Origin of the sequence: Methylocaldum sp. 14B, from assembly GCF_002005105.1 — a bacterium.
Classification (GTDB): domain Bacteria; phylum Pseudomonadota; class Gammaproteobacteria; order Methylococcales; family Methylococcaceae; genus Methylocaldum.
The window spans coordinates 138,598-160,239 of sequence record NZ_MSCV01000011.1; the positions used below are offsets into that span (position 1 = coordinate 138,598).

Consider the following 21,642-nt stretch of genomic DNA (forward strand, 5'->3'; position numbering starts at 1 on the left):
CACCATGCACATCGAACTCATCGAACCGCACACCCACGCCGGCCGACTCCACGCCCCCGGCGAGATCCTCGATCTCGACGAGGCAGCGGCCCAATGGCTGATCGAGCGCGGAGCCGCGCGGCCGGCCGACCCCCAACCCCAGACCCCGATCAAGACCCGTAAAGGAGACTGACCATGCCTTACTTTTCCGGACAGGGGCGCGTCTACATCGGCGCCCGCGACGCACTCGGCAACCCGCAGGGCCTGGCCTACGTGGGCAACGTGCCCGAGCTCAAGGTGTCCCTCTCGGTGGAGACCCTGGAGCACCAGGAGTCGGTGAGCGGCCAGCGCCTCACCGATCTGCAGCTCATCAAGACCAAGAAGGGCGAGTTCGCCTGCACCCTGGAGGAGCTCATCGCGACCAACCTGGCGCTCGCCCTCTACGGCGCCACCACCGCCCAGACCCCGGGCACGGTCACCGCCGAGGCGCTGCCGAACCCGGTCACTCCCGGCAGCCTCTACCTGCTCGCCAAGCAGGACGTCTCGTCGGTGGTGGTGAAGGACTCCAGCGCCACCCCGAAGACCCTGCCGGTCGCGCAGTACTCGGTGAACGCCAAGCACGGCTCGCTGGTGATCCTCGACGCCACCACCGGCGGCCCCTACGTCGAGCCCTTCAAGGTCGACTACGCCTACGGCACGGCCTCGGTCACCGCGATGTTCACCCAGCCGCTGCCCGAGCGCTGGGTGCGCTTCGAGGGGCTCAACACCGCCGACGGCAACCGCGAGGTGGTGATCGATCTCTACCGCGTGGCCATCAACCCGGCCAAGGAGCTCTCGGTCATCACCGACGAGCTGCTGAAGTTCGAGCTTTCAGGCCAGGTGCTGGCCGACACGCTCAAGCCCGCCGCCGGTGACCTCGGCCAGTTCGGCCGCATCGTGCTGCTGTGAGGGGGATGACGATGAGTGGCTCCGATCTGGATGTTCTCGTGCCGCAGCCGCAAGTTGTGGATCTGGCCGGCCAACGCCTCGCGATCAGCCCGCTGGTGCTCGGCGAGCTGCCGGCGATGCTCAAGGCCGTGCAGCCTTTCGCGCAACGACTGGCGGGCGAACCGGACTGGCTCGCCTTGCTCTCGGACCACGGCGATGCGTTGCTCACCGCGTTGGCGATCGCCAGTCGCCAACCGCGCGAGTGGGTAGACGCGCTGGCTCTCGACGATGCGATCACCCTGGCGGCGACCGTGTTCGAGGTGAACGCGGATTTTTTCGTGCGCCGGATCGCGCCGAAAGTGGGCGATCTGGCGCAGCGTCTGAACGGCCGTTTGGCTGGGCTGACGCCATCGCCCGCCTGATTCGGGGCGGTCACCGCTACCCGGACATCCTCGGCTACACGTTGGGCCAGCTGAACGCCTTCCTCGCCGCCGATCGCCGCCTCGAACACGAACGGCTCGCCACCCGGCTTGCCGTCATGACCGCTGCCGCCCAGGGCAGTCGCGACGGCATCCGTGAGCTCCAGGCCGAACTCCATCGAGGCATGCGTGATGAAGATCGATCTGGTCGCTGACGGTTTGCTGGATCGGCGGCGCTTCAGCGCCTGGCAGGGCGACACCCGCAAGACGATCCACACCGCCGTGGCCCGCGCGATGCGCGACACCGGCAAGGAGATGGCCGAGCGGGCGCGGAGCGAAATGCGCGCCGGTTTCAAGGTCGTGAAGCCGAAGTTCCTCCGCTCGATGCACGCCAAGGTGTTCAACCGCAAGGCCGAGGAATTCCCGGCCCTCTACATCGGCTCGAAAGTGCCCTGGCTGGGTATCCACGAACAGGGCGGAACGATCCGGGGGCGGATGCTCGTCCCGCTGCTGCCGCAGCACCGGCGCATCGGGCGCAAGGCGTTCGCTCGGGTGATCGATGCCCTGATGCGCTCCGGCAATGCCTTCTTCATCGAGAAGAACGGCCGGCAGATCCTGATGGCCGAGAACATCGCCGAGAACGCCCGGCCGCTCGCGCGCTTTCGCCGTGCCGAGCGGGAGCGCACCGGCGCCAGGCGCGTGCGGCGCGGCCAGGAGATTCCCATCGCCGTGCTCGTGCGACGCGTGAGCTTGAGAAAACGGTTCGACCTCGCCCGCTCGGTGCGAGGCGATCTTCCCCGCCTGACGGCGGCCATCCGTAAAGCAATGTCGAAGGTTTGAACGTGGCCGGTAACCGTGCCCAGATCCTCATCACCGCCGTCGATGAGACGCGACGGGCCTTCCAGTCTGTACAGGGAAATCTCGCCCGCCTGCGCGGCGAAGCCGCCCAGGTCGGCCAGGTGCTCTCACGCATCGGCGGCGCGATCGGCCTTGGGCTGGGGGTGCGCGAACTGGTCGAGGTCGCCGACCAGTACAAGAACCTGCAGGCGCGCCTCAAGCTCGCGGTCACCTCGCAAGAGGAGTTCGACCGCGCCGACGCGGCCCTCTTCGAGATCGCCCAGAAAAACCGCGCGCCCCTGGCAGAGACCGTCACGCTCTATGCGCGGCTCGCACCCTCGGTGCAGGCGTTGGGGCGTTCGCAGGCGGACGTGCTGGCGGCTACCGATGCCATCGGGCAGGCCGTGTCGATCTCCGGCGCATCCAGCGACGCGGCGGCCGGTGCCCTGCTGCAGCTGGGGCAGGCCTTCGCCTCGGGCCAGCTGCGCGGTGAGGAGTTCAATTCCGTCATCGAGCAGACTCCGCGCCTGGCGCAGGCCATCGCCGACGGCATGGGCGTGCCGCTCGGCTCACTGCGGGCCCTGGCGCAGGAAGGCAAGATCACCTCGAAGGCCGTGCTCGATGCTTTGCTCAAGGAGCGGACGCGCCTCGCCGAGGAATACGCGAGCCTCCCCGATACGGTATCGGGTGCGCTCACCCGCCTCAAGAACGCCTTCCAGCGAGCCTTCGGCGAACGCGACGCGAGCTCGGGTCTGACGGCGGGACTGGCGCAGGCGATCCAGTTCGTCGCCCGGCATCTCGAGCTGTTGATCGACCTGGCCGGTGTCGTGCTGGTCGCTGCCTTCGGCCGGATGGCAGGCGCCTTTGCGACCAGTGTTGCTGCCGCCCGGGCGGAAGCGGCCGCGCGCCTGGCCAACCTGCGCACGCTGGAAGCCGAGGCGCTCGCTCGGGTGCGGCTCGCCGATGCCGCCTTGGCTCAGGCACGTGCACAAGGGGTTGCCACCAGCGCGCTGGTCGCGGACGCGGCCAAGGCCCGGCTGCAAGCCACCGCCGCCTCCGGTGCAGTTGCTCAAACAGTAGCCTCCACGTCCCTGCTCGGCCGCGCGGCGGGTCTGTTGCGCGGGGTGCTCGCGCTCCTGGGCGGGCCCATCGGCGTCATCGTGACCGCCGCGGGGCTGCTCGCGGGCGCACTCTATTCGGCGCGCGACGCCGTGGTCGAATTCGGCGGCAGGACCGCCTCGATCAAGCAGATCGTCGCCGCCGCCTGGGACCTGGTCGTCGAGAAGGTCGGCGAAGTCGTCAGCGCCTTGGGGCGGCTGATCGGTATCAACGACCTGTCCTGGGCCCGCGTGCGCGCGGCGATGGTCGGCGCGCTGAACGCCGTCGGCACGGCGGTCCGCGCGATGGTGAACGTCGTCATCGGCGCGTTCAACGCCATCGGCAGCGTCGTCGGCATCACGGCCGCCTTCCTGGTCGAGCGCTTTCGTAGCGCCTTCTCCGACATCGGGGAACTGGCGAAGGCCTTGGGCCAGGACGTGGCAGCGGCCTTCAGCGGCGACTTTTCGATGCAGGCGCTGCGCGCGGCACTCGGCCGCCAGCTCGGCGAGGTGCGGGATTTCGGGAAGGAGCTGGCTGGAGCCGTGCGCGACGCCGTCACGCGTGACTACGTCGGGGAGGCTGCGCAAGCCATCGCCCGGCGTATCCGCCCTGAGCAAACCCAGTCGGGCGTCTTCGGCCGTTCGCAGCCGCCGGCCAAGCCGACATCCGACAAGGGAGGCGAAGCAGCGAAGCTCGCCCTCGTGCAGGCCCAGGCCGAGGCCGAATTCAAGCTCCTCAAGGACGCCTTGGATCGCCAGGCGCGGGCATTGGATGCCTCCCTCGAAGACCGGCTGATCTCGCTCAAGGACTACTACGCGGCCAAGACTCGGATCGAACAGCAGGAGATCGATGCGGAGATCCGGCGCGTGCAGGTCTCGCTCGCGGAGCAGCAGCGCCTGCAAAAGACCGGCAAGGACGAACCGGCACGTCTCAAGGCGAAAACCGAGGTCGCCAAGCTCGAAGCGGAGCTCACCGTCCTCAACAACAAGCGCGCGGACGTCGAGGTCGCCAATGCCCGCAAGGCCGCCCAGGCCGAGCGCGAGCTGCGCGAGGAGCTTGCCAAGGTGCGCGACGAACTGCTCGACCTCACCGGCGCCGCGACCAGCCAGGATCGACGCGAGGCGATCGAGCGGCAGTACCAGACCCTGATCGAGCGGCTGCGTGCCGAGGGCGACACCGAAGGCGCGGCCACGGTCGGGCGCCTCATCGACGTCAAATCGGCGGCCGCCGATCTCGCCGACTACGAGCGCCAGTTCAACGACACGCTCGCCCGGATGCGTGCATCCGAGGAGTCGATCAACCTGCAGCGTCAGTCGGGGCTGCTCACCGAATCCCAGGCACGAAGCCAGATCCTCACGCTGCATCGGCAGACTGGCGAATCGCTCGATGCGCTCCTGCCGCAGTTGGAGGCCGCCGCCGCGGCCATTGGCCCGGAGGCCGTCGCCCGGGTGCAGGCCTGGAAGAACGAGATCGCGCAGGTGAAGCTCGTGGTGGACGACGTGGCGGTCGCCATCGACGGGGCGGTGCAGGACGGCTTCGCGCAGATGTTCGAGGCCATCGGCAGCGGCGCCAAGTCGGCCAAGGACGCCTTCGCCGACTTCGCCCGCTCGGTGCTGGCCGCCATCAACCGCATCGCCTCGCAGAAGCTCGCCGAGGCGCTGTTCGGCAGTCTGTTCGGGGGCGGCGGTGCGGGCGGGTTCAGCCTGGGATCGCTGGTCTCGTCGTTGTTCCAGGGCTTCGCTGGCGGCGGCTACGTCACCGGCCCGGGCACCTCCACCAGCGACTCGATCCCGGCACGGCTCTCCGCCGGCGAGTACGTGCTCAACGCCGCCGCCGTGAAGCGCGTGGGCGTGGCGTTCCTGGAGGCGATCAACGGCATCGAAGGCGGACCGCGCATCCAGGGGCCCCGGCTCGCTTTCGCCGCCGGCGGGTTGGTGCCCGAGACGCCGCCCCCGCAATCGCAGGGCCAGGCGGTGCGCATCGTCAACGTGATCGACCCGGCGATGGCCGCCGACTACCTCAACTCGTCCGCGGGCGAGAAGACCATCCTCAACATCCTGCAGCGCAACGCCGGGGCGGTGCGACAGGTCCTGCGCTGAAGGCGACGACATGGCATTCGAAATCGGCACCGCCGCCAACCATGTGGATCTCTTCGAACGACTCGTCACGTTCCTGAGCACCGGACTCGGGGCATCGGAGAACTGGCAGGTACTCCGGCACACCGGGGTCTCCGAGATCGACGCCAGCTCCTTCGTGGTCAACTGGGAACCCTGGACCGCCTTCAAGGGTCCGTACCACGCGCACGCGAACGGCTGGGCGACGGCTGTCGGGCAGTACGCCAACTGCTGGCTGCGCTGGAAGATGGTTCAGCCGTTCGACATCACCCGGCTGAAACTCGTCGGCAGCGCCACCGCGAACCAGTCCCCCAGGGACTTCACGCTGCAATGGTCGGATGACGGGATCAATTGGACCGACCGGAAGGTCTTCACCGGTATCACCTGGGCCAACAACGAAACGAAGGAGTTCACGATCGATGGCACCTCGCCGGGCGCGAAGTCCCACTGGCGAATCTTCGTCTCGGCCAACGGCGGCAACACGACCAGTACCGTGATCGTGCAGGTGCTGCTGCCCGAATGGCAGATCTACCAGGACTTCAACCACGCGCGCCGGCCGGCGGTTTGGTTCAAGGCGCCGGGCATGACCGGCTTCGATCCGTGCTACATCAACTTCCAGCTGTACGATCGCCCGACCAACGATTACTACAACATCGCCGTCACCGGCTGCACGGGCTTCGTGGGCGCCGCCCAGTTCGATGACCAACCGGGTGCACTCACCGCCCTGGCGATCCCGTTGTGGAATCAGCCCATCCCGTATTGGTTCAGCGGCAACGGCCAGCGCGTCATCGTCTCGGCCAAGGTCGACACGGCCTACCTCTCGAGCTACGCGGGGAAGATACTGCCCTTCGGCACTCCCCAGCAGTATCCCTACCCGCTGCTGATTGGGGCGCCGCTGCCGTCCGCCTCGGGGACGCGCTACTCCGACAGCGCCGTGAACCTGCCCTACAAGGGCAATCGGACGACGCTGAAACTGCGCAAGAACGACGGATCGTGGATTCAGCCCCAGGCTTGGCCGTACTCGAAGACGACGACGTTCCGCGACACCGACGGCGCTTACCCCTTGCTGCCGGTCACCCTCTACGACACGTCGAACACCTACGGCGTGCTTGACGGCGTCCATTTCGTCACCGGCTTCGGCAATGCGGTCGAGAACACGGTGACCGTGGGGACGGAGACCCACGTCGTCCTGCAGGACGTGACCCGCAACGGGCTGAGCGACTTCTTCGCCATGAGGATCGGGTGATGGCCTATCAGACCGGAGTCATCACCTCGGCCGCAGACCTGGTCGTCGCCATCACGGATTTCGCGGTGGCCAACGGCTGGACGGCCAACGGCAACGTGTTGAGCAAGGGCGGTACCTACATCCGTCTGACGGCGCCGAGCGCTTCCGAGGTCCGCATCGAGGGCGCGAGAAACGGCAACTTCGTCGCGCCCGACCTGTGCGGGCGTCATTCCCGGATCTACAACACCGCGTGGCCGGCCTCGGCCACCTATCACCTCGCGGCGTTCGACAACCCGGATACCGTCTGGTGCACGATCAACTTCGCCGTGACCACTCACCAGCACATCGGCTTCGGCACGGTCGAGAAGTACGGCAACTGGGCCGGCGGCGGATGGTTCCATGCTCAGCACACGCCGGCCTCCGCGGACGGCGGCGTGTGCTCGCTGATCGACGGCTCGCAGCAACCCTACTACCCGAGCAGCCCGAGAGAGTGTGCGCTCTTCTGGAGCCCCTCCATGCGCGACTCCTGGAACGGCTATTACCAGGAGAACGCCGCCAGCAATGTGCACTGCGAACTGCGAGGCTACGTGTGGGAGCCCCCTATCGGGAGCACGGCGATCGGCGTGCATTGCCCGACCATCGTCTCCCCGATCCACAAGTACAACCCAAACGTGTTCAACGGCCAGACGGTGCTGACGCCGTTCCAGTTGTTCCTGCAGAACACGGACGGCCACTACATGAGCATCGGCCACGTCGGCCATCTGCGGTTCGTGCGCCTGACCAACTACAACCCGGGCGACGTGATCGAGCTGGGCACCGACCGCTGGAAGCTCTTTCCCTGGCACATCAAGAACGCGGCCTATCCGGACGGCAAGCAGGTGGCCTACAGCGACGGCAACTACAGCACGGGGCTCCTGGGGGTCGCCGTGCGCTACGACGGGCCCTGATCGTGCCGGCCCTGACCGGGTTCTATCCCACCGCGTTCCTGCAATGGACGCGGGACCACTTGAACGTGGTGCCGCTGGACCAGCTCGGCGACGCACTCTACGAGAATCGCCGGGCCTCGGCGATCCCCGTCGGTCGATTCGGCCCGCTCACGAACAACGCGCCGGTCGACAGCAGTCCCCGGGCACTTGCCGGCGTGCACGCGCGCAGCTTCGTTGAGGACTACTACTACCGCGTGCACGTGCGGCCGAACCGCATCGACCTCGGCAACACAATGTCGGTGCAGACGCGCGAGGTCGAAGTGTGGAACGCGTGGTTCGAAGCCAACGCGCTGGCCGACATCGTTGCCACCAACGCCGAGGGGATGACCCTGTCCGGTCCCTCGGTGCCGCCGACAAGCTTCGGACCGCTCGAGTCCCGGATCTATGTGCTGTCGGTCACGCCGAACGGGCCGCCCGTCGTCAATGCCGCATTCCGCTTCGACTTCGCGCTCGACGACCCGATCCTGCGGGCGCTCGGTCGCCGGATCGTGGGCTGGGTCTTCGCGCCGGATTGGAGCGAGCCCGTCATCGAGCGGCTGGAGTGGATGACCGACGTGATGGAGTCCCATGTCGGCGTCGAACAGCGGGTACGCCTGCGCGCCGAGCCGCGCCGAAGCTTCGAGTACCGCGTACTTCTGGGCTCCGATCAGGCGCGCGTTCAGATGGAGAACCGGCTGATCTCTTGGCAGGCGCGCGTGTATGGACTGCCGGTCTGGACCGATGCCTCGATCACCGCCAGCGCCATCCCGGCCGGAGCGACGAGCCTCGCCGTTTCGACGGCGAACAAGGATTTCGTGGTCGGCGGCATCGTGGGGCTGGTGAATGGATTGCGCTCCGAGTTCGCGGAAATCACCGCCGTGACCGCGAACTCGGTGACGCTCAATGATCCGATCGCCAACGACTGGCCGGCCGGGACCAAGATCGTGCCGGTGCGATCGGCCCGGGTGCAGAACGACCTGGGCGTGGCTTACCTGACCGACGCGATCGCGGCCTCCCGACCTCAGTTTCAACTGGAAGAGGAATGGCCGATCACGCCCGCCTCCGAGTCGCAGGACTACCTCGGCTACCCGGTGATGCTGACGCCGCCCAACTGGACGGAGGATCTCGAAGGCCGGTTCGGGCGGAAATGGCACGACCTCGACTACCTGACCGGCCGCCGCGTGATCGATGACCTGACCGGTGTGGCAGGCGTGAACCGAACGCACCGGTGGCTGCTGGTGGGTCGTGCCGCCGTCGCGGCCTTTCGCGCGTGGCTCGCGGCCCGGGCCGGCAAGCTGAAGCCGTTCTGGTTGCCGAGCTTCCAGTCGGACCTCGCGGTCGTCGCGCCGGTCGGCGGCACCGACGCCTTTCTGACCGTGGAGAACCGCGGCTACGCCGAGGGGCCGGTGGCGGCGATCGGCCGGCGCGATCTCCTGATCACCACCGTTTCGGGGGTGAGGTTCTATCGCCGCATCACCGCCGCCTCCGAGATCGATGCCGCGAGCGAGATGGTCGCGATCGACGGCACGCTCGGCACCACGCTGCAGCCCCACCAGTTCCAGCGGATCTCCTTCATGCATCTGGTGCGGCTGGACACCGACAACGTGGAGATCGCGCACGTCACCGACGAGGTGGCCGAGGTCGTGCTGCCCTTGCGAAGCCTCCGGGACGACCTATGACCTACGCAGACCGGGAGGTTTCGACCGATGCCGCCAGCCCCGTCGAACTCTACGAGTTTCGGCGCGGTTCGAACGCGTGGCGCTATACCAGCGCATCGCAGGACGTCGTCTATAACGCCTTCAACTACACCGCCGTGCTCCTCAAGCGGGGAAGCATCGAGCAGACCAATGAGATCGGGCGCGCGGGGCTGCGGATCACCCTGGCCCGGGACGTTGAAGTCGTCGGTGAGTTCATCGCGACCCCGCCGTCCGAGGTGACGTTGCTGACGGTGTATCGGCAGCACCGCGGTGACCCCGAGACGGCAGTGGTCTGGATGGGGCGCGTGCTCAACGCCGAATGGCGGGGCTCCGAGGTCGAGCTCAACTGCGAGCCGGTCTACACGAGCCTGCAGCGCACCGGGCTGCGGCGGCTGTACCAGCGCAACTGCCCGCACGTGCTCTACGGCGGTCTCTGCCAAGCGAGCCCCATCGTCCATCGGGTGCAGGGAACGGTCGGGGCCATCGCCGGAACGGTCGTCAGCGTGCCGGCCGCCGCCGGTTTCGCGCCCGGCCATTTCGCCGGCGGCTTCGCCACCTGGTCGGCCAGCGGCATCACCGAGAAGCGGATGATCCTGGTCCATTCGGCCGACAGCATCACCCTCGCGGCGGCGCCGCCGGGACTCTCGGTCGGCGCAACCGTCGTGCTCTATCCAGGGTGCGATCACACCCTGAGCACCTGCGAGAGCAAGTTCGGCAACAGCGCCAACTTCGGCGGCTTTCCGTTCATTCCGACCAAGAACCCCTTCGGGGGAAGTCCGATTTACTGAGCGTGTCCCATGCCCTGGATGCAAATCGTCGTCTGGATCGTCACGGCGCTGATCCAGTACGCCCTCGCCCCCAAGCCGCCCCAACCGCAGGCCGCCGAGCTCAAGGACTTCGATGCACCGACCGCCGACGAGGGGCGTCCCGTGCCAGTGGTGTTCGGAACCGTGCTGGTGAAGAGCGCCAACGTCGTGTGGTACGGCGACCTGCGCACGACGCCGATCAAGTCCAAGGGCGGCAAGAAATGACAAAACGACAGGATTGGCGTTTTGCACGCCCGAAGGGCGCCCGTCAGGGTGGCGCACAGGGAGGTGCGCCATGAGCGAGCTGATCGTGACCCATGCCGACATGCGTTCCCTTGGGTACTGCAACCGGGGCGCGCGGGAATGGTTCGCCCGTCACGGGCTCGACTGGTCGCGTTTCATCGACGAGGGGCTGCCCGCGGACGTGCTGCTCGCCATCGGCGACAGCATGGCCCAGGACGTGGTGCAAGTGGCCAGCCGACGGATGAATGCCGGAGGAGAGGATGGGCGGTAGCAGCAAGAGCGTCACGGTCGGCTATCGGTACTACCTGGGCATGCATCTGGCGATCTGCCATGGGCCGGTCGACGCCGTCACCGAGATCCAGGTCGGCGAGCGGCAGGCCTGGAGCGGCAACCTCACGGCCAGCGGGCGCATCACGGTCAATGCGCCCGAGCTCTTCGGCGGCGAAAAGCGCGAAGGCGGGATCTCGGGCGCGGTGGATGCGGCCTTCGGGGAATCGACGCAGGGTGCGAACGACTACCTGGCTTCGACGATCGGAACCCCCCAGCCGGCGTATCGCGGCCTCCTGAGCCTGATCCTGCGCCAGGTCTACATCGCCGCCAACAACCCCTACATCAAGCCTTGGGCGTTGCGCGTGAAGCGCTGCTTTCGGGACTGGTACTCGACCAAGGCGGAGATCTCGGGCGCGGCCAATCCGGCGCACATCCTCTACGAGTGCCTCACGAATTCCGCCTGGGGCATGGGGTATCCGTCGGTGAGCATCGACGACGCGAGCTTCAAGGCGGCCGCCGATACGCTCTCGTCCGAAGGCTTTGGGCTCAACATGATCTGGCTGCAGCAGAGCAAGATCGAGCAGTTCGTCAAAGAGGTGATGGACCATATCGGCGGTGTGCTCACGACGTCACCGTCTACGGGACGCTTCGTCCTGAAGCTGGTGCGGGCGGACTACACCGTAGCGACGCTCCCCATCCTGAACCCGGACAACGTCATTGAGCTGGAGAGCTTTCAGCGCGCTGCTTGGGGTGAGACGACCAACGAGATCGTGCTCATCTACACCAAGCCGGACACGTTCAAGGAGACCAGCATCGCGGTCCAGGACCTGGCCAATATCCAGGCTCAGGGCGCCGTGGTGTCGCAAACTCGCCGTTACCCCGGCATCACCTCGGACAACCTCGCCGCCCGCGTCGCGATGCGCGATCTGGCATCCGTGTCCACGCCGCTCGCCAAGGTGCGGCTCAAGGTGAACCGCAAGGCATGGAATTTGTACCCGGGCGATGTCTTCAAGCTGGAGTGGCCTGCGCTCGGGATCGCCGGTCTGGTGATGCGGATTGCCGGCGTCGATGGCGGGTCACTCACCAACGGCGCCATCAGCATCGACGCTGTCGAGGATGTGTTCGGCCTGCCGTCAGCGGTCTACACCGCATCCCAGCCCACCGGCTGGACCGACCCGGTGCCAGCGCCATCCGCGACCACACCACGGCGTCTGCTCGAAGCGCCGTACTGGGACGTGGCCCGCGCGCTGTCTGCATCCGAGCTCGCCTACCTCGATGCCACCGACTGCTTCCTGCAGACCCTGGGCGGTCGCCCCGCCCCAGGGGCGCTGAACTACGACCTGTACAGCAAGACGAACTCGGCCACGACCTACAACCAGCGCGGCCAAGGCGAGTTTTGTCCCACGGCGGTGCTCGCCACCAGCCTTGCGCAAGAGGTAACGAGCACGACAACCTACAGCGGCGAACTCGACATCGATCTGGTCGCAACCGGGAGCTATGCCTACATCAACGACGAGGTCGTCCTGGTCACGGCCATCAATACGACCACGCAGAGCCTGACCCTGACCCGTGGCGTCATGGATACCGTGCCAACCAGCCACGCAGCCGGCAGCCGGATCTGGTTCGCCGATGGCGCGCAGGGCGTCGATCCGACCGAGTACGCCGCTGGCGAAACGGTCAACGCGCGACTACTCACCGTGACCGGAAAAGGCACGCTGGCGCTGGCATCGGCACCAACCGATTCCCTGGCCATGAACCGCCGGCAAAACCGCCCATACCCACCCGGCAACATAAAGATCAACAACGTGGCCTACCCGGCAGTCGCCAAGGGTGACTTGGTCATCTCCTGGGCGCACCGGGACCGGCTGAGCCAGACGGTGAGCCTGGTGCCCCAGACCAACGGCAACATCGGCCCCGAAGCCAGCGTGACGTACACGCTGCGCATCTACGGGGAAGCGGGCAGCCTGCGCCGCACCTACTCCGGCCTGACCGGCGCCAGCCAGACCTACACCTTGGCAGACGACACCGCTGATTCCGGCCTTGGCCGACCCAACGCCGCGCTGCGCATCGAACTCGAATCCAACCGCTCGGGCGTGATCAGCCTGCAGAAGCACTCGATCGCCTTCGAGCGTGCCGGCTACGGACTTCACTATGACAAGTACTACGGAGGCATCTGATGCCCGCAATCACTGACCCGAACCTGGGACTCAACTACGGCTGGACGCTCGGCGAAAGCGGCTGGGGCGCCGGCATGGATGCCAACCTGAAGCGGCTGGGCGCCGTCGTCAGCCTGTCGGTCAAAGACCGCGATCTGGCCACACCACCTGCCAGCCCGGTAAATGGTGACCGTTACCTCATTCCCGTTGGCGCAACCGGCGTCTGGAGCGGCAAGACCGATCAGATCGCGGCGCGCATCGCGGGCGTCTGGGAATACCACATCCCTAAAGTCGGCTGGCTCTGCTTCATCGAGGACGAGGCAGTGCTCTCGGCCTACAAGGTCACCGGCTGGAGTCCCGGCATCGCCATCTGACCTCTTTCCCTGAACCCCCGGAAACCCGCCCAAGTGGCGGGTTTTGCATTTCTGGAGCCCACCCTATGACTGACCCACAAATACCCGCACTGGTCGATAACATGCTCCTCCTGCGCAAGGAGGATTTCGAAGAACTTCTGGACCGCGCCGCCGAACGCGGCGCCAGGCGTGCACTTGCCGATGTTGGCTTGGACGGTGACGACGCCGCACACGATATCCGCGAACTGCGCGGACTCCTCGATGCCTTCAATACCGCCAAGCACACCGCGTGGCAGACCGTCATCAAGATGGTCACCACCGGATTCCTGCTGGCATTGGTGGCGGGCGCACTCATCAAGCTCAAGGTGTTTGGAGGTGGCCAATGATCGAGACGTTACTCGGCGGCCTGCTCGGTGGCGCCTTCCGCCTTGCGCCCGAGCTGCTCAAGTGGCTCGACCGCAAGGGCGAACGCGGCCACGAACTGGCGATGCAGGACAAGGCGCTGGAGTTCGAGAAGCTGCGCGGCGCGCAGCGGATGACCGAAATCGGCGCAGGTGCCGATGCGGCCTGGAACGTCGGAGCCATCGAGACGCTGCGCGACGCCGTGCGCACTCAGGGCGAGAAAACCGGCGTGCGCTGGGCCGATGCGCTGTCGAGCAGCGTGCGCCCGGTGATCACCTATTGGTTCATGGCGTTGTATTGCGCCGCCAAGACGGCGGCGTTCGCGGCCGCCGTGACCGCTGGCGCTGGCTGGGGCACGGCCGTTCTACACGCGTGGACAGAGGCCGATCAGGCGCTGTGGGCCGGAGTGCTGAACTTCTGGTTCCTCGGGCGCGTGTTCGACCGGGCGCGGCCGTGATCGAAGTTCCGAAAGCGGCCATCGAGCTGGCCAAGCGCTTCGAAGGGTTTGAGCGCAAGGTGAAGCGTGGAATCGAGATCACCGCCGTTCCGTACATTTGCCCCGCAGGTTTCTGGACGATTGGGTACGGCCATCTCTGTGATCCGAAGCACCCACCGATCAGCGAGGCCGAAGCCGAGGTCTATCTGGCGCGCGATCTACAGACGGCACTGGCGGCGACTCTGCGCTACTGCCCGGTGCTGGCCACCGAGCCCGAGGGGCGGCTCGCGGCCATCGTGGACTTCACCTTCAACCTCGGAGCCGGGCGGCTGCAGACGTCGACGCTGCGGCGGCGGATCAACCAACGAGATTGGGCCGCAGCCGCAACCGAACTGCGCCGATGGGTCTATGGCGGCGGAAAGGTGCTCCCAGGATTGGTGGCGCGACGAGAGCAAGAAGCTGCGCTGCTCTCGTGACCTCCGGGCAATCAAGCCCGGAAGATATCCACCTTCGTTTCAAGGCACTTGCGCAGACTTAGATCGTTCGCGCCCACCTCAAACCAGCCTCCAGGCTTCTGGAAGAAGTCCAGCCCCCGGCCAATCTTGATCACCCAGCCGTTGTCGATACGAATCTCCCGATCGTGCATGTTCGGGTTGAGCTTTACCTCCAGCTCGACATCCAACTCCAGCAGGCTTTGCTTCAGTTCATCGAGCTTTTCAGCAATGTCGGCTAACTGGGTCTTGTCGTCATATCCGGTGATCAGGTTGATCTTCTTCACCGTGCCCGCCTTAAGGACCGTCTCGCAGAAGCGCACGAAGTTCTGAATCTGGTGTTGCAGCCGGATGTAGGGGTCTTCGATGACAACAGACTTCGCGCCTTGCAGGTAGGGGCCGAGGATCGACTCATAGCTGTACCCGGTATCGCCATAGAGGATGGTAAAGTGCTGTTCCTTGAGCTCAACCGGTGACGGCCCAATCGCAGTCAAAGCCGCATCAGGGGCCGGTGATATCGGCGTCGGCACTGCTGGAGAATCCGCAGCAGCAGGCGTCGGTTGCGCAGCGGGCTGAACCTCGACCGCCTCAGCAGGCTTCCCATCCACTTGATTCAAACGACGACGCGCAGGCTCTTGCGTTGCCGACGCATCTTTCGACTCAGGGCAGAAAACCACCACTTCCTCGCCACTGGCTTTGAAGTAGGACAGGTTGATCCTCGCAAACTCGTCGTCCGGTTTGCGCTTGTTCATCTGCTCCTTGACGCGGCGGCGGCACTCGGTGGCATAGGCCACGTATTCCTCGAACTCCTCGTCCGTCGGCGGCCCGTTGGGGTGCAGCACCTTCAAGAACGCGCAGACGGTCTTCTTGATGCCTTTCTCGTCGCGCCCTTCGATCGATTTGCCGAGTCGAATGCGCTTGCTCACTTCCTCATACCGATTCGTGTGCTTGAACTGGTAGTGGAAGGCCTCGGCCAAATAATCGGTGATGAACCCGTAGTTGCTGGTCAGGAACTCGCTGCTGTTCTTGGGCATCTCCCAACCTGGGATGTACGCGGCGAAGCGATCCATCACGGCCAGATCGAGCTCCGGCGGCAGGGGCTGAAACAAGTCGTGCTCGTTGGAATTGACCACCTGCTGCACTGACACGTCGATGTTGCCGACAAAACTCAGGCTGGCATCGGCAATGACCTCGGCCCCACGCGAAAAGCGCCCGTTGGCCATGAAGTCCTTCATGATCTGGATGGTGTCCGGATCACGCACTTTGATCCCGCCAACCTCGTCAAAGGCGACCGTGTCCCAAAACCCAACCAAACCCACCTTGCGGCGCGCGTTGTTGTAAAACAGTGTGGCCTTGGTCGCCTGGCCGCCCGAGATCAGGGTGGCATAGGGCGAAAACTCGCTGAAGAAGTAAGACTTGCCGGTGCCACGTGGCCCCAGCTCGATGTAGTTGTAGTTGGGCTCCACCAGCGCAGCAAGCCTAGCGATGAAATGCATCTGCACGCGCTTCGAGAGCTTGCTGGGTTCCAATCCCACAGAGCGCAACACCGCCGCCAGCCATTCATCACGCGTGAACGCCCCGCGCCCCTCTGCATAGCGTTCGAAGTCAAAGCGGGTCAGCTGAATCGGCCGCAAATCCTCGATGGAAAACGCGTAGTCGTCTTCGTCAATGTCGTTGTGCGCCAGGGTCACTTCCGCCCAAATGCCGCCTTCCAGCAATCGATCGTTGTCGCGGTAGAACTTCTCGCCAATCGCGATGCGTTGCGAGTTGAAGTTCTCCAGCGATGCCCAGTGGCGCTTTTCCTTTTCGACGTAGCGAACGTGAACCTTGTCGATGAACCGATGCTTGCCTTTGGTGGCCACCTTGGACTGCGCCGCATTGGCCTCGTCGGGCCGCACGTAGTTTTCCTGCAGCGACGACAGCACGGCTTCCATGCCGGCATCCATCTCTGCCTGGTCGTTGCTGGCGCAATACTTGGCGAGCAGGAACTCCAGGACGAACGTCGGGACGTTGGTGCCTTTCTTAATTCGATGTAACAGGTCCTTGCGTAGCACCTTCCCGTCGAATGTGGCGTTTAATTTTTTGTCGAGTTCGTCCATAGGGCTCATTCCGTATAGTCGGTTTCAAGCGCCAGATTGCTGTAAGCTGCCAGGGTTGTGGGGTTCAGCGCTTTGACCGAGAACTTGCCTCTGAACTCATCATCCATTCGCAGCGCAATTTGCTTGCGCTGGTCTGGCATCAGGGTCACGGTTCTGGTCGCGGGGTTTACATCGCCGCCTGGGCGCGGCTCTCCCACCACATTACCCTTGCTGTCCTGGGCTTCCAGCAGAATCTCCACGCTCATGTCTTGCGAGAACATATCGTCGGCCACCAGTATCACTTCGATGACCGGCAATCGCGTAGTAATTCGTTTGGCACCGTTCTTGTAGCTCAGCTCCACCACCACCTTGCGCAATTCCGCATGGGCGGCGGTATCCAGGCGTGCCACCAGCACTGGTACAACGGCCTCGGCCAGGGATGCGCCGCCGTGGAAATACAGATGCCCCGAGCGATAGGGAGCCATGCTGCGTGGTAGTGCCACTTCCGTGAAATCACCGCGAATGCCGACCTTCTCTGCACTGACGACCAGGCTGTGACCATCGGCTGTGCCGTCGCCCAGCATCATGCGGTCATGGGCATTCACCGGCCATTTCCCTTGCGGTTTCACGCACACATCGCCAGCTTCCGCTTGCGCATTGAGGAAGAAGCCGTGGTCGGTGACGATGACCGCCTCTTTGAAACCCATGCCACGCAGCTTGTGTAGCGCGACACGGATCAGCTTGAGCGTGCCGGGGATCAGGCCCAGCGTCGTCTCGGGGTTGCTTTCCAGTTGGCTGTCGATTTCCGTGGAGCGCAGCACCAGCAGATCGACGGTGTCTGCGATCTTGGATTTGCCGCGCACAAAATCGTTGAGCGGCATTTCCGCGAAGCGATCTCCATACCGCTTGGCCAGCACATTCATACGCTGTGCGACGTTGCTCACTGGCGCCCCCGCCAGCTTCGGCACCAGTGACTCGCTCTCCAGCGACAGGGTCAGCCCCGTGCGTGCGCCCGGCAGCAAACTGGCCATACCCACCAGCGTGATGGTCGGCAGCTGCGCATAGGCCGCTTGCAGCTCCACAGGCCCATCCTCCGCCAGCAGCTTTTCGAGGGCCACACCCAACTCATAGCGCAGTGCGTCCACCATCAGGTAGGCCACCTTGCGTCCGCTTTCCTTGAGGCGATCCGCCACCAGGCGATCAAAGGCATCGGCATTGGCCAGGCGCCCGGTGGGTGGCCAACCGGCGGTCTCGACGTGTTTCACAAACACGCCCTGAACCTTTTCCGCCAAGCGTCGATAGCGCGCCCGTGCCTGGCTGATCACTTCATGCATCAAGCCATGCGGGTCAAGGAAGTCACCAGCCGCTTGCTCAAACTCGCGCTGCAGGCGATCTGCCTCGCGTAGGCTGCCCAGGTAGAAGTCGATCAGCTCCGCTTGCGAGCGGGCGTGGTCCGGTAACTGGCGTTCAAAATCGTCGCAGGCCTCGACCAGGCTCAAACCAGACCGCACCAACTCCCACTGGGCCTGGCTTTCGCCTTTGCCTAGCCATACCGAGCTCTTGTGGCGGGTCAGCACACGGCGCGTGGCATCGGTGTCGCCAGTGACAATGCCTTTGATCGCCGTGCGAAGGAAGGTCCGCTCTTCGAAGGGGAAGGTGTCGCGCTCGCCCAGGTCTTCGATCGCACCACAAAGATCGGCCAGATTAAGTTCAGCCTCGGTGGTCTCGGCGCGCTCGATGTACGTCGCGCGTGACTTCGGGTCGCTGCGCAGGCGGTCGCACACATCTTCGACGATGGGTCTGGCTTCCATCGACGCATGCGGCACACCCTTCAGTGTGTCTGGCAGTGCCACCGGCAAATCGAACACGAATTCACTGAACAGCACGTAGCGCCACAGTTCATCCGCCAGGGCAGACCACGTCTTGCCGCGCGTCTTCACACTCAGGCCCAAAGTGGCGCGGAGGAAATCGCGCGCTTCTTGTACCCAGCCTTCCTGCCCCTTGAGCGCTTCGGATTGACTGGCACTCGGGGCCAGCAGTGCGGCCAGGATCTCGCGTCCCGACTCCACCCGCAATGTGGCTCGCAACTGGGGCCAACTCACACCGCCGCCGATGGCATCAATCACCGCAAAGGTCGGCCCAGACGGAGAGGTGGCAAACACCTGCCGAATCTCGGTTGCGTGATCCGGCCTGGCGCGCAGGCACAGGCTCAGGTACTCGTCGCCATCATCTTGCGGGAACACCGCACCGCATTCCGCGTACAGGGCGAATGGGTCAGTCTGCTTCTGCTCGTCTGTTTCGGGTCGTTTGGTGGGCACATAGATCAACACACTTTCCAGCGCAGCCTTGCCCACTTCGCGCAATGCCAGCAGCGCCGCCTCGCGGCTCTCGATGCTGCTGTCGGAGGCATCGACCACGCAAACCTTGTCCGTTGCCAGGTCGAAGCATTGTTCGCGATAGCGGCGGTCTGCGTCGTACACCACCAGGCAGCCCGCTTGCTTCAGGCGTGGTCGCAGCACGCTCTCGCGAATGAACTCGGCAATGCTCATACGCCTGCCCCCAAGCGTTCGTGTTTGTGGATCATGGATTCACCTCTATTGTCTTTATGGCGCACAAACCGCCACTTTATGCGCAACAAAAGCGCTTGTATCGCACCCGTGCGCATCAAAATGCCTCCCGTCCTTCGGCAATGTTGAGCAGCGCTGGGAAGCACAGCGTGGCCGCCCGCCGGCCGCTGGCCTCTACCAGCGCCCGCAGCACACCGGCGTCGCGCAGGGCAGGCAGCATGCGCTTGGCGGTAGGCTCTGGAATGCCGCTGCTGGCCACAAAGTCCGAACTCTTGAAGATGGGCCGCTCAAAGATCCAGTCCAGGGCGTGGATGGCGTACTGCGAGCGCGTCAAATCAGCCAGTTCCCGCTTCATGCACTCATACAGCGCCAGAATGTCAGCCGCCTTGCGCTGGTTCTCTTCGGCCTGGGTCTTGATCGCCTGCAGAAAAAAGCGGCACCAACCCGTCCAATCGCCATCACGCGACACCGCCAGCAGGCGCTCGTAATACTCGTCGCGGTTCGCTTCCAGAAATGCGCTCAGGTAGAACATCGGCCGTTGAATCACTGCGTTTTGCCAGAGGAACAGCGGCACCAGCATGCGTCCCAGGCGGCCATTGCCGTCCAGAAATGGATGCAGCGCCTCAAACTCCGCATGCACGATGGCCAGTTGCACCAGCCGGTCGGGGGCATCGGTGTGCAGATAGCGCTCCCAGGCGCTCATGGCGTCGGGCAGTTTGTCCGCGCCAATCGGCACAAAGCGCGCCTGTTCTACGGTGCAACCCGCCGGACCAATCCAGTTGGGAATGCGCCGGTACTCGCCGAGCGATTTGCCCTGGCCGCGCACGCCATCGAGCAGCACCTTGTGCGATTCACGCACCACCCGCTGCGACAGCGGCACCGTCGCCAGCATTTTTTCCGCCATGCGCATCGCGGCGCGGTAGTTGAGCACCTCATGAATATCGTTGCGCCGCGCCTCGCTCAACTCAGGTGCCCCGCCTTCGGCCTCGAACTCCAACACCTCGCCCATGGTGGCCTGGGTGCCTTCGATGCGCGAAGACAGCACCGCTTCCTGCGTGGTTAACGGTGACAGCAGCACCGCGGCATTGGGAATGGCGGCCAGCGTACCGTCGTAGCGCGCCACTGCAGCAGACGCGGGCCCCAACAGGGGAATCAACTGAGGCCAATCCAGCTCGGCCGGGGGGAATGCGCCCAGATGATAGTGAACAGCCACCATCAACTATCTCCCTTCTTCTTGCGTGCCTTTTTCGGTTTGGCCTCGGGCTCGACGTACAGATTCTCCAGGCCATGCGCGATGGCGAGCGACTTGTCGGTCTTGCACTTCTCGCGAACGCGCTCGGGCCAGTAGTTCATGGCCAGGTGCGCCCAGTCGTAGTCACCTTTTTCCAGCTTGGCCCAGGTGTCTTTGAGCACTTTCTGCCAGGGTTTGTGGCGGAACAGCGGCCACAGCGGCGCGGCGCTGATCTGCACGCCGTCGTCGTGGTTTGGCTTGTAGGTGGGTGCGAGCTTGAGCAATGTGTCGCGCAGCTCGATCAGCTCCAGCTCAAAGGCTTGCAACGCCTCGAACTGCCTTTCTTCGTCGCGAGTGCGAGACGACCCCTTGTTACGCAGCGCCGTCACGTCAGCGCCGACTTGTTTGAGCTTGGGCTCAACGAAGTCGTTGATCGCCGTGTACAGCGTCTGGCTGCTGAGGCTGGGGTAATAGACCCACAGCGTGTAACTGGCGGACGTCGTGCTCAACGGCCAGTAGATAGGCGCTTTGCGGCGGCTCTTGGAGTAGCGCTGCAGGTGGAAGAGGAAGAAGTCTCGTTGCAGCCAGCGGCGGACATCCTCCGGGACGGGTGCCTCGACACGACCGAGCACTTCTTCGACCAGACGCGCCAGGTCGTGCGGGTGGCCGGGGTCGTCCACCAGGATACCGGGGTGGGCGTGAAACGGCGCTGCGCCATCGGACAACATGCCGGGGCTTTTCGCAGGCAGCGGATCGAAGGGTTCAGGTTCCGGCGGGGCGGCGCGCTCGCCGGTGGCCAGACGCCAGTCGAAGCGGCCAAATGCAACACCTGCCGCATACGACAATGCATCTTGTACAGGGCTTCGTTCTTCTTCGCTGGAATCTTCGTCATCTTCACCCGAATCGCTGCCGGCGGCACTTAGAAGCTCGTCTAATTCACGGAACTCAGAGACGTCGGTTCCATAGGAATCTGCAACCAGTTCATCTATCTGCCGCTCTGCAGTTATTAGATTCTGATCACTAATCTGCAGGCGCTCCTTAAACGGCTGCGCGAAAAAACTCGATGTTTCGTCTGTTGAAAGTTCAAGCCGTGTTCGCTTTAACAGCAAGTCAGCCAACTCTGCCAAGCTGCGTTTCTTTCCGTCACTAAAATCCGGATATGGCAGTTTCATCAGATTTGTCGGGTGCCATTGACGGCAGTCCGTTACAAGCTTTGCAAGTGCCCGAAAAGGTGTGGAAGCAAAGATTGCGAGCCCCTCAAGAATCTGGTCCCCAACAAACTGAACGGATGGTCCTTTCATATCAAATACACATCCTGCTGGAAGGGCTCTTGCAAAGAAGCCTTTAA

General features: G+C 64.5%; 21 protein-coding genes. 17 read left to right on the plus strand and 4 right to left on the minus strand.

Annotation, left to right across the window (positions count from 1 at the left end; all coding sequences use genetic code 11):
* Window positions 1-4 precede the first annotated feature (4 nt).
* From B2A78_RS26030 to B2A78_RS10520, 17 genes are all read left to right on the plus strand, one after another.
* Window positions 5-172, plus strand: a complete 168-nt coding sequence (locus tag B2A78_RS26030; RefSeq protein ID WP_168175389.1) for a hypothetical protein — start codon at window positions 5-7, stop codon at window positions 170-172.
* 2 nt (window positions 173-174) lie between these two features.
* Window positions 175-927, plus strand: coding sequence for a hypothetical protein (locus B2A78_RS10445; protein ID WP_077729925.1), 753 nt, complete (start codon window positions 175-177; stop codon window positions 925-927).
* Between the two features lie 11 nt (window positions 928-938).
* Complete coding sequence (locus tag B2A78_RS10450) at window positions 939-1,328, plus strand: DUF6631 family protein (protein ID WP_037411656.1); 390 nt, start codon at window positions 939-941, stop codon at window positions 1,326-1,328.
* A 41-nt stretch (window positions 1,329-1,369) separates the two neighbouring features.
* Window positions 1,370-1,540, plus strand: a complete 171-nt coding sequence (locus tag B2A78_RS10455; protein WP_201769617.1) for a hypothetical protein — start codon at window positions 1,370-1,372, stop codon at window positions 1,538-1,540.
* The gene (locus B2A78_RS10460) at window positions 1,518-2,165 is read left to right on the plus strand and encodes a DUF6441 family protein (protein WP_077729926.1); all 648 of its coding nucleotides are present in this window, start codon (window positions 1,518-1,520) and stop codon (window positions 2,163-2,165) included. The genes B2A78_RS10455 and B2A78_RS10460 overlap by 23 nt, the downstream gene beginning before the upstream one ends.
* Window positions 2,166-2,167: 2 nt before the next feature.
* A complete protein-coding gene (locus B2A78_RS10465; protein ID WP_168175390.1) occupies window positions 2,168-5,359 on the plus strand; it encodes a tape measure protein in 3,192 nt (1,063 codons plus the stop codon).
* A gap of 10 nt (window positions 5,360-5,369) precedes the next feature.
* Window positions 5,370-6,620, plus strand: a complete 1,251-nt coding sequence (locus tag B2A78_RS10470) for a hypothetical protein (RefSeq protein WP_077729928.1) — start codon at window positions 5,370-5,372, stop codon at window positions 6,618-6,620.
* Entirely contained in the window at window positions 6,620-7,546 is a 927-nt protein-coding gene (locus tag B2A78_RS10475; RefSeq protein WP_077729929.1) for a hypothetical protein, read from the plus strand. Before B2A78_RS10470 ends, B2A78_RS10475 begins: the two co-directional genes overlap by 1 nt.
* 2 nt (window positions 7,547-7,548) lie before the next feature.
* Window positions 7,549-9,243, plus strand: a complete 1,695-nt coding sequence (locus B2A78_RS10480; protein ID WP_077729930.1) for a hypothetical protein — start codon at window positions 7,549-7,551, stop codon at window positions 9,241-9,243.
* Window positions 9,240-10,049, plus strand: a complete 810-nt coding sequence (locus tag B2A78_RS10485) for a phage BR0599 family protein (protein ID WP_077729931.1) — start codon at window positions 9,240-9,242, stop codon at window positions 10,047-10,049. The genes B2A78_RS10480 and B2A78_RS10485 overlap by 4 nt, the downstream gene beginning before the upstream one ends.
* A gap of 9 nt (window positions 10,050-10,058) precedes the next feature.
* Window positions 10,059-10,292, plus strand: a complete 234-nt coding sequence (locus B2A78_RS10490) for a hypothetical protein (RefSeq protein ID WP_077729932.1) — start codon at window positions 10,059-10,061, stop codon at window positions 10,290-10,292.
* Window positions 10,293-10,362: 70 nt separating this feature from the next.
* Window positions 10,363-10,581, plus strand: a complete 219-nt coding sequence (locus B2A78_RS10495; protein ID WP_077729933.1) for a hypothetical protein — start codon at window positions 10,363-10,365, stop codon at window positions 10,579-10,581.
* Window positions 10,571-12,757 carry a phage tail protein gene (locus B2A78_RS10500; RefSeq protein ID WP_077729934.1) on the plus strand — a complete coding sequence of 729 codons (2,187 nt, stop codon included), beginning with the start codon at window positions 10,571-10,573 and terminating at the stop codon, window positions 12,755-12,757. The genes B2A78_RS10495 and B2A78_RS10500 overlap by 11 nt, the downstream gene beginning before the upstream one ends.
* A complete protein-coding gene (locus B2A78_RS10505; protein WP_077729935.1) occupies window positions 12,757-13,110 on the plus strand; it encodes a DUF2793 domain-containing protein in 354 nt (117 codons plus the stop codon). Before B2A78_RS10500 ends, B2A78_RS10505 begins: the two co-directional genes overlap by 1 nt.
* A 65-nt stretch (window positions 13,111-13,175) precedes the next feature.
* The gene (locus B2A78_RS10510) at window positions 13,176-13,475 is read left to right on the plus strand and encodes a DUF6127 family protein (protein ID WP_077729936.1); all 300 of its coding nucleotides are present in this window, start codon (window positions 13,176-13,178) and stop codon (window positions 13,473-13,475) included.
* On the plus strand, window positions 13,472-13,948 hold the full coding sequence (locus B2A78_RS10515; RefSeq protein ID WP_077729937.1) for a hypothetical protein: 477 nt from the start codon (window positions 13,472-13,474) through the stop codon (window positions 13,946-13,948). The genes B2A78_RS10510 and B2A78_RS10515 overlap by 4 nt, the downstream gene beginning before the upstream one ends.
* Window positions 13,945-14,403 carry a lysozyme gene (locus B2A78_RS10520; RefSeq protein ID WP_205780733.1) on the plus strand — a complete coding sequence of 153 codons (459 nt, stop codon included), beginning with the start codon at window positions 13,945-13,947 and terminating at the stop codon, window positions 14,401-14,403. Before B2A78_RS10515 ends, B2A78_RS10520 begins: the two co-directional genes overlap by 4 nt.
* An 11-nt stretch (window positions 14,404-14,414) precedes the next feature.
* On the opposite strand, the gene brxL is transcribed toward B2A78_RS10520, so the two are convergent.
* The 4 genes from brxL to B2A78_RS26305 all read right to left on the minus strand — a co-directional run.
* Window positions 14,415-16,517 carry a BREX system Lon protease-like protein BrxL gene (brxL, locus tag B2A78_RS10525; protein WP_077729938.1) on the minus strand — a complete coding sequence of 701 codons (2,103 nt, stop codon included), beginning with the start codon at window positions 16,515-16,517 and terminating at the stop codon, window positions 14,415-14,417.
* A gap of 5 nt (window positions 16,518-16,522) precedes the next feature.
* On the minus strand, window positions 16,523-19,045 hold the full coding sequence (locus B2A78_RS10530) for a PglZ domain-containing protein (RefSeq protein ID WP_077729939.1): 2,523 nt from the start codon (window positions 19,043-19,045) through the stop codon (window positions 16,523-16,525).
* A gap of 115 nt (window positions 19,046-19,160) precedes the next feature.
* Window positions 19,161-20,279, minus strand: a complete 1,119-nt coding sequence (locus B2A78_RS10535; RefSeq protein WP_205780734.1) for a Fic/DOC family N-terminal domain-containing protein — start codon at window positions 20,277-20,279, stop codon at window positions 19,161-19,163.
* The coding region (locus B2A78_RS26305) for a hypothetical protein (protein ID WP_205780735.1) at window positions 20,279-21,642 on the minus strand (1,364 nt) is incomplete at its 5' end. The genes B2A78_RS26305 and B2A78_RS10535, both read right to left, overlap by 1 nt.

Excerpts from the sequence above, each read along its gene's own strand:
- B2A78_RS26030 (WP_168175389.1), top strand. The coding sequence starts at position 5 with ATGCACATCGAACTCATCGAACCGCACACCCACGCCGGCCGACTCCAC.
- B2A78_RS10445 (WP_077729925.1), top strand. The coding sequence starts at position 175 with ATGCCTTACTTTTCCGGACAGGGGCGCGTCTACATCGGCGCCCGCGAC.
- B2A78_RS10450 (WP_037411656.1), top strand. The coding sequence starts at position 939 with ATGAGTGGCTCCGATCTGGATGTTCTCGTGCCGCAGCCGCAAGTTGTG.
- B2A78_RS10460 (WP_077729926.1), top strand. The coding sequence starts at position 1,518 with ATGAAGATCGATCTGGTCGCTGACGGTTTGCTGGATCGGCGGCGCTTC.
- B2A78_RS10470 (WP_077729928.1), top strand. The coding sequence starts at position 5,370 with ATGGCATTCGAAATCGGCACCGCCGCCAACCATGTGGATCTCTTCGAA.
- B2A78_RS10475 (WP_077729929.1), top strand. The coding sequence starts at position 6,620 with ATGGCCTATCAGACCGGAGTCATCACCTCGGCCGCAGACCTGGTCGTC.
- B2A78_RS10485 (WP_077729931.1), top strand. The coding sequence starts at position 9,240 with ATGACCTACGCAGACCGGGAGGTTTCGACCGATGCCGCCAGCCCCGTC.
- B2A78_RS10490 (WP_077729932.1), top strand. The coding sequence starts at position 10,059 with ATGCCCTGGATGCAAATCGTCGTCTGGATCGTCACGGCGCTGATCCAG.
- B2A78_RS10495 (WP_077729933.1), top strand. The coding sequence starts at position 10,363 with ATGAGCGAGCTGATCGTGACCCATGCCGACATGCGTTCCCTTGGGTAC.
- B2A78_RS10500 (WP_077729934.1), top strand. The coding sequence starts at position 10,571 with ATGGGCGGTAGCAGCAAGAGCGTCACGGTCGGCTATCGGTACTACCTG.
- B2A78_RS10505 (WP_077729935.1), top strand. The coding sequence starts at position 12,757 with ATGCCCGCAATCACTGACCCGAACCTGGGACTCAACTACGGCTGGACG.
- B2A78_RS10510 (WP_077729936.1), top strand. The coding sequence starts at position 13,176 with ATGACTGACCCACAAATACCCGCACTGGTCGATAACATGCTCCTCCTG.
- B2A78_RS10515 (WP_077729937.1), top strand. The coding sequence starts at position 13,472 with ATGATCGAGACGTTACTCGGCGGCCTGCTCGGTGGCGCCTTCCGCCTT.
- brxL (WP_077729938.1), bottom strand. The coding sequence starts at position 16,517 with ATGGACGAACTCGACAAAAAATTAAACGCCACATTCGACGGGAAGGTG.
- B2A78_RS10530 (WP_077729939.1), bottom strand. The coding sequence starts at position 19,045 with ATGAGCATTGCCGAGTTCATTCGCGAGAGCGTGCTGCGACCACGCCTG.
- B2A78_RS10535 (WP_205780734.1), bottom strand. The coding sequence starts at position 20,279 with ATGGTGGCTGTTCACTATCATCTGGGCGCATTCCCCCCGGCCGAGCTG.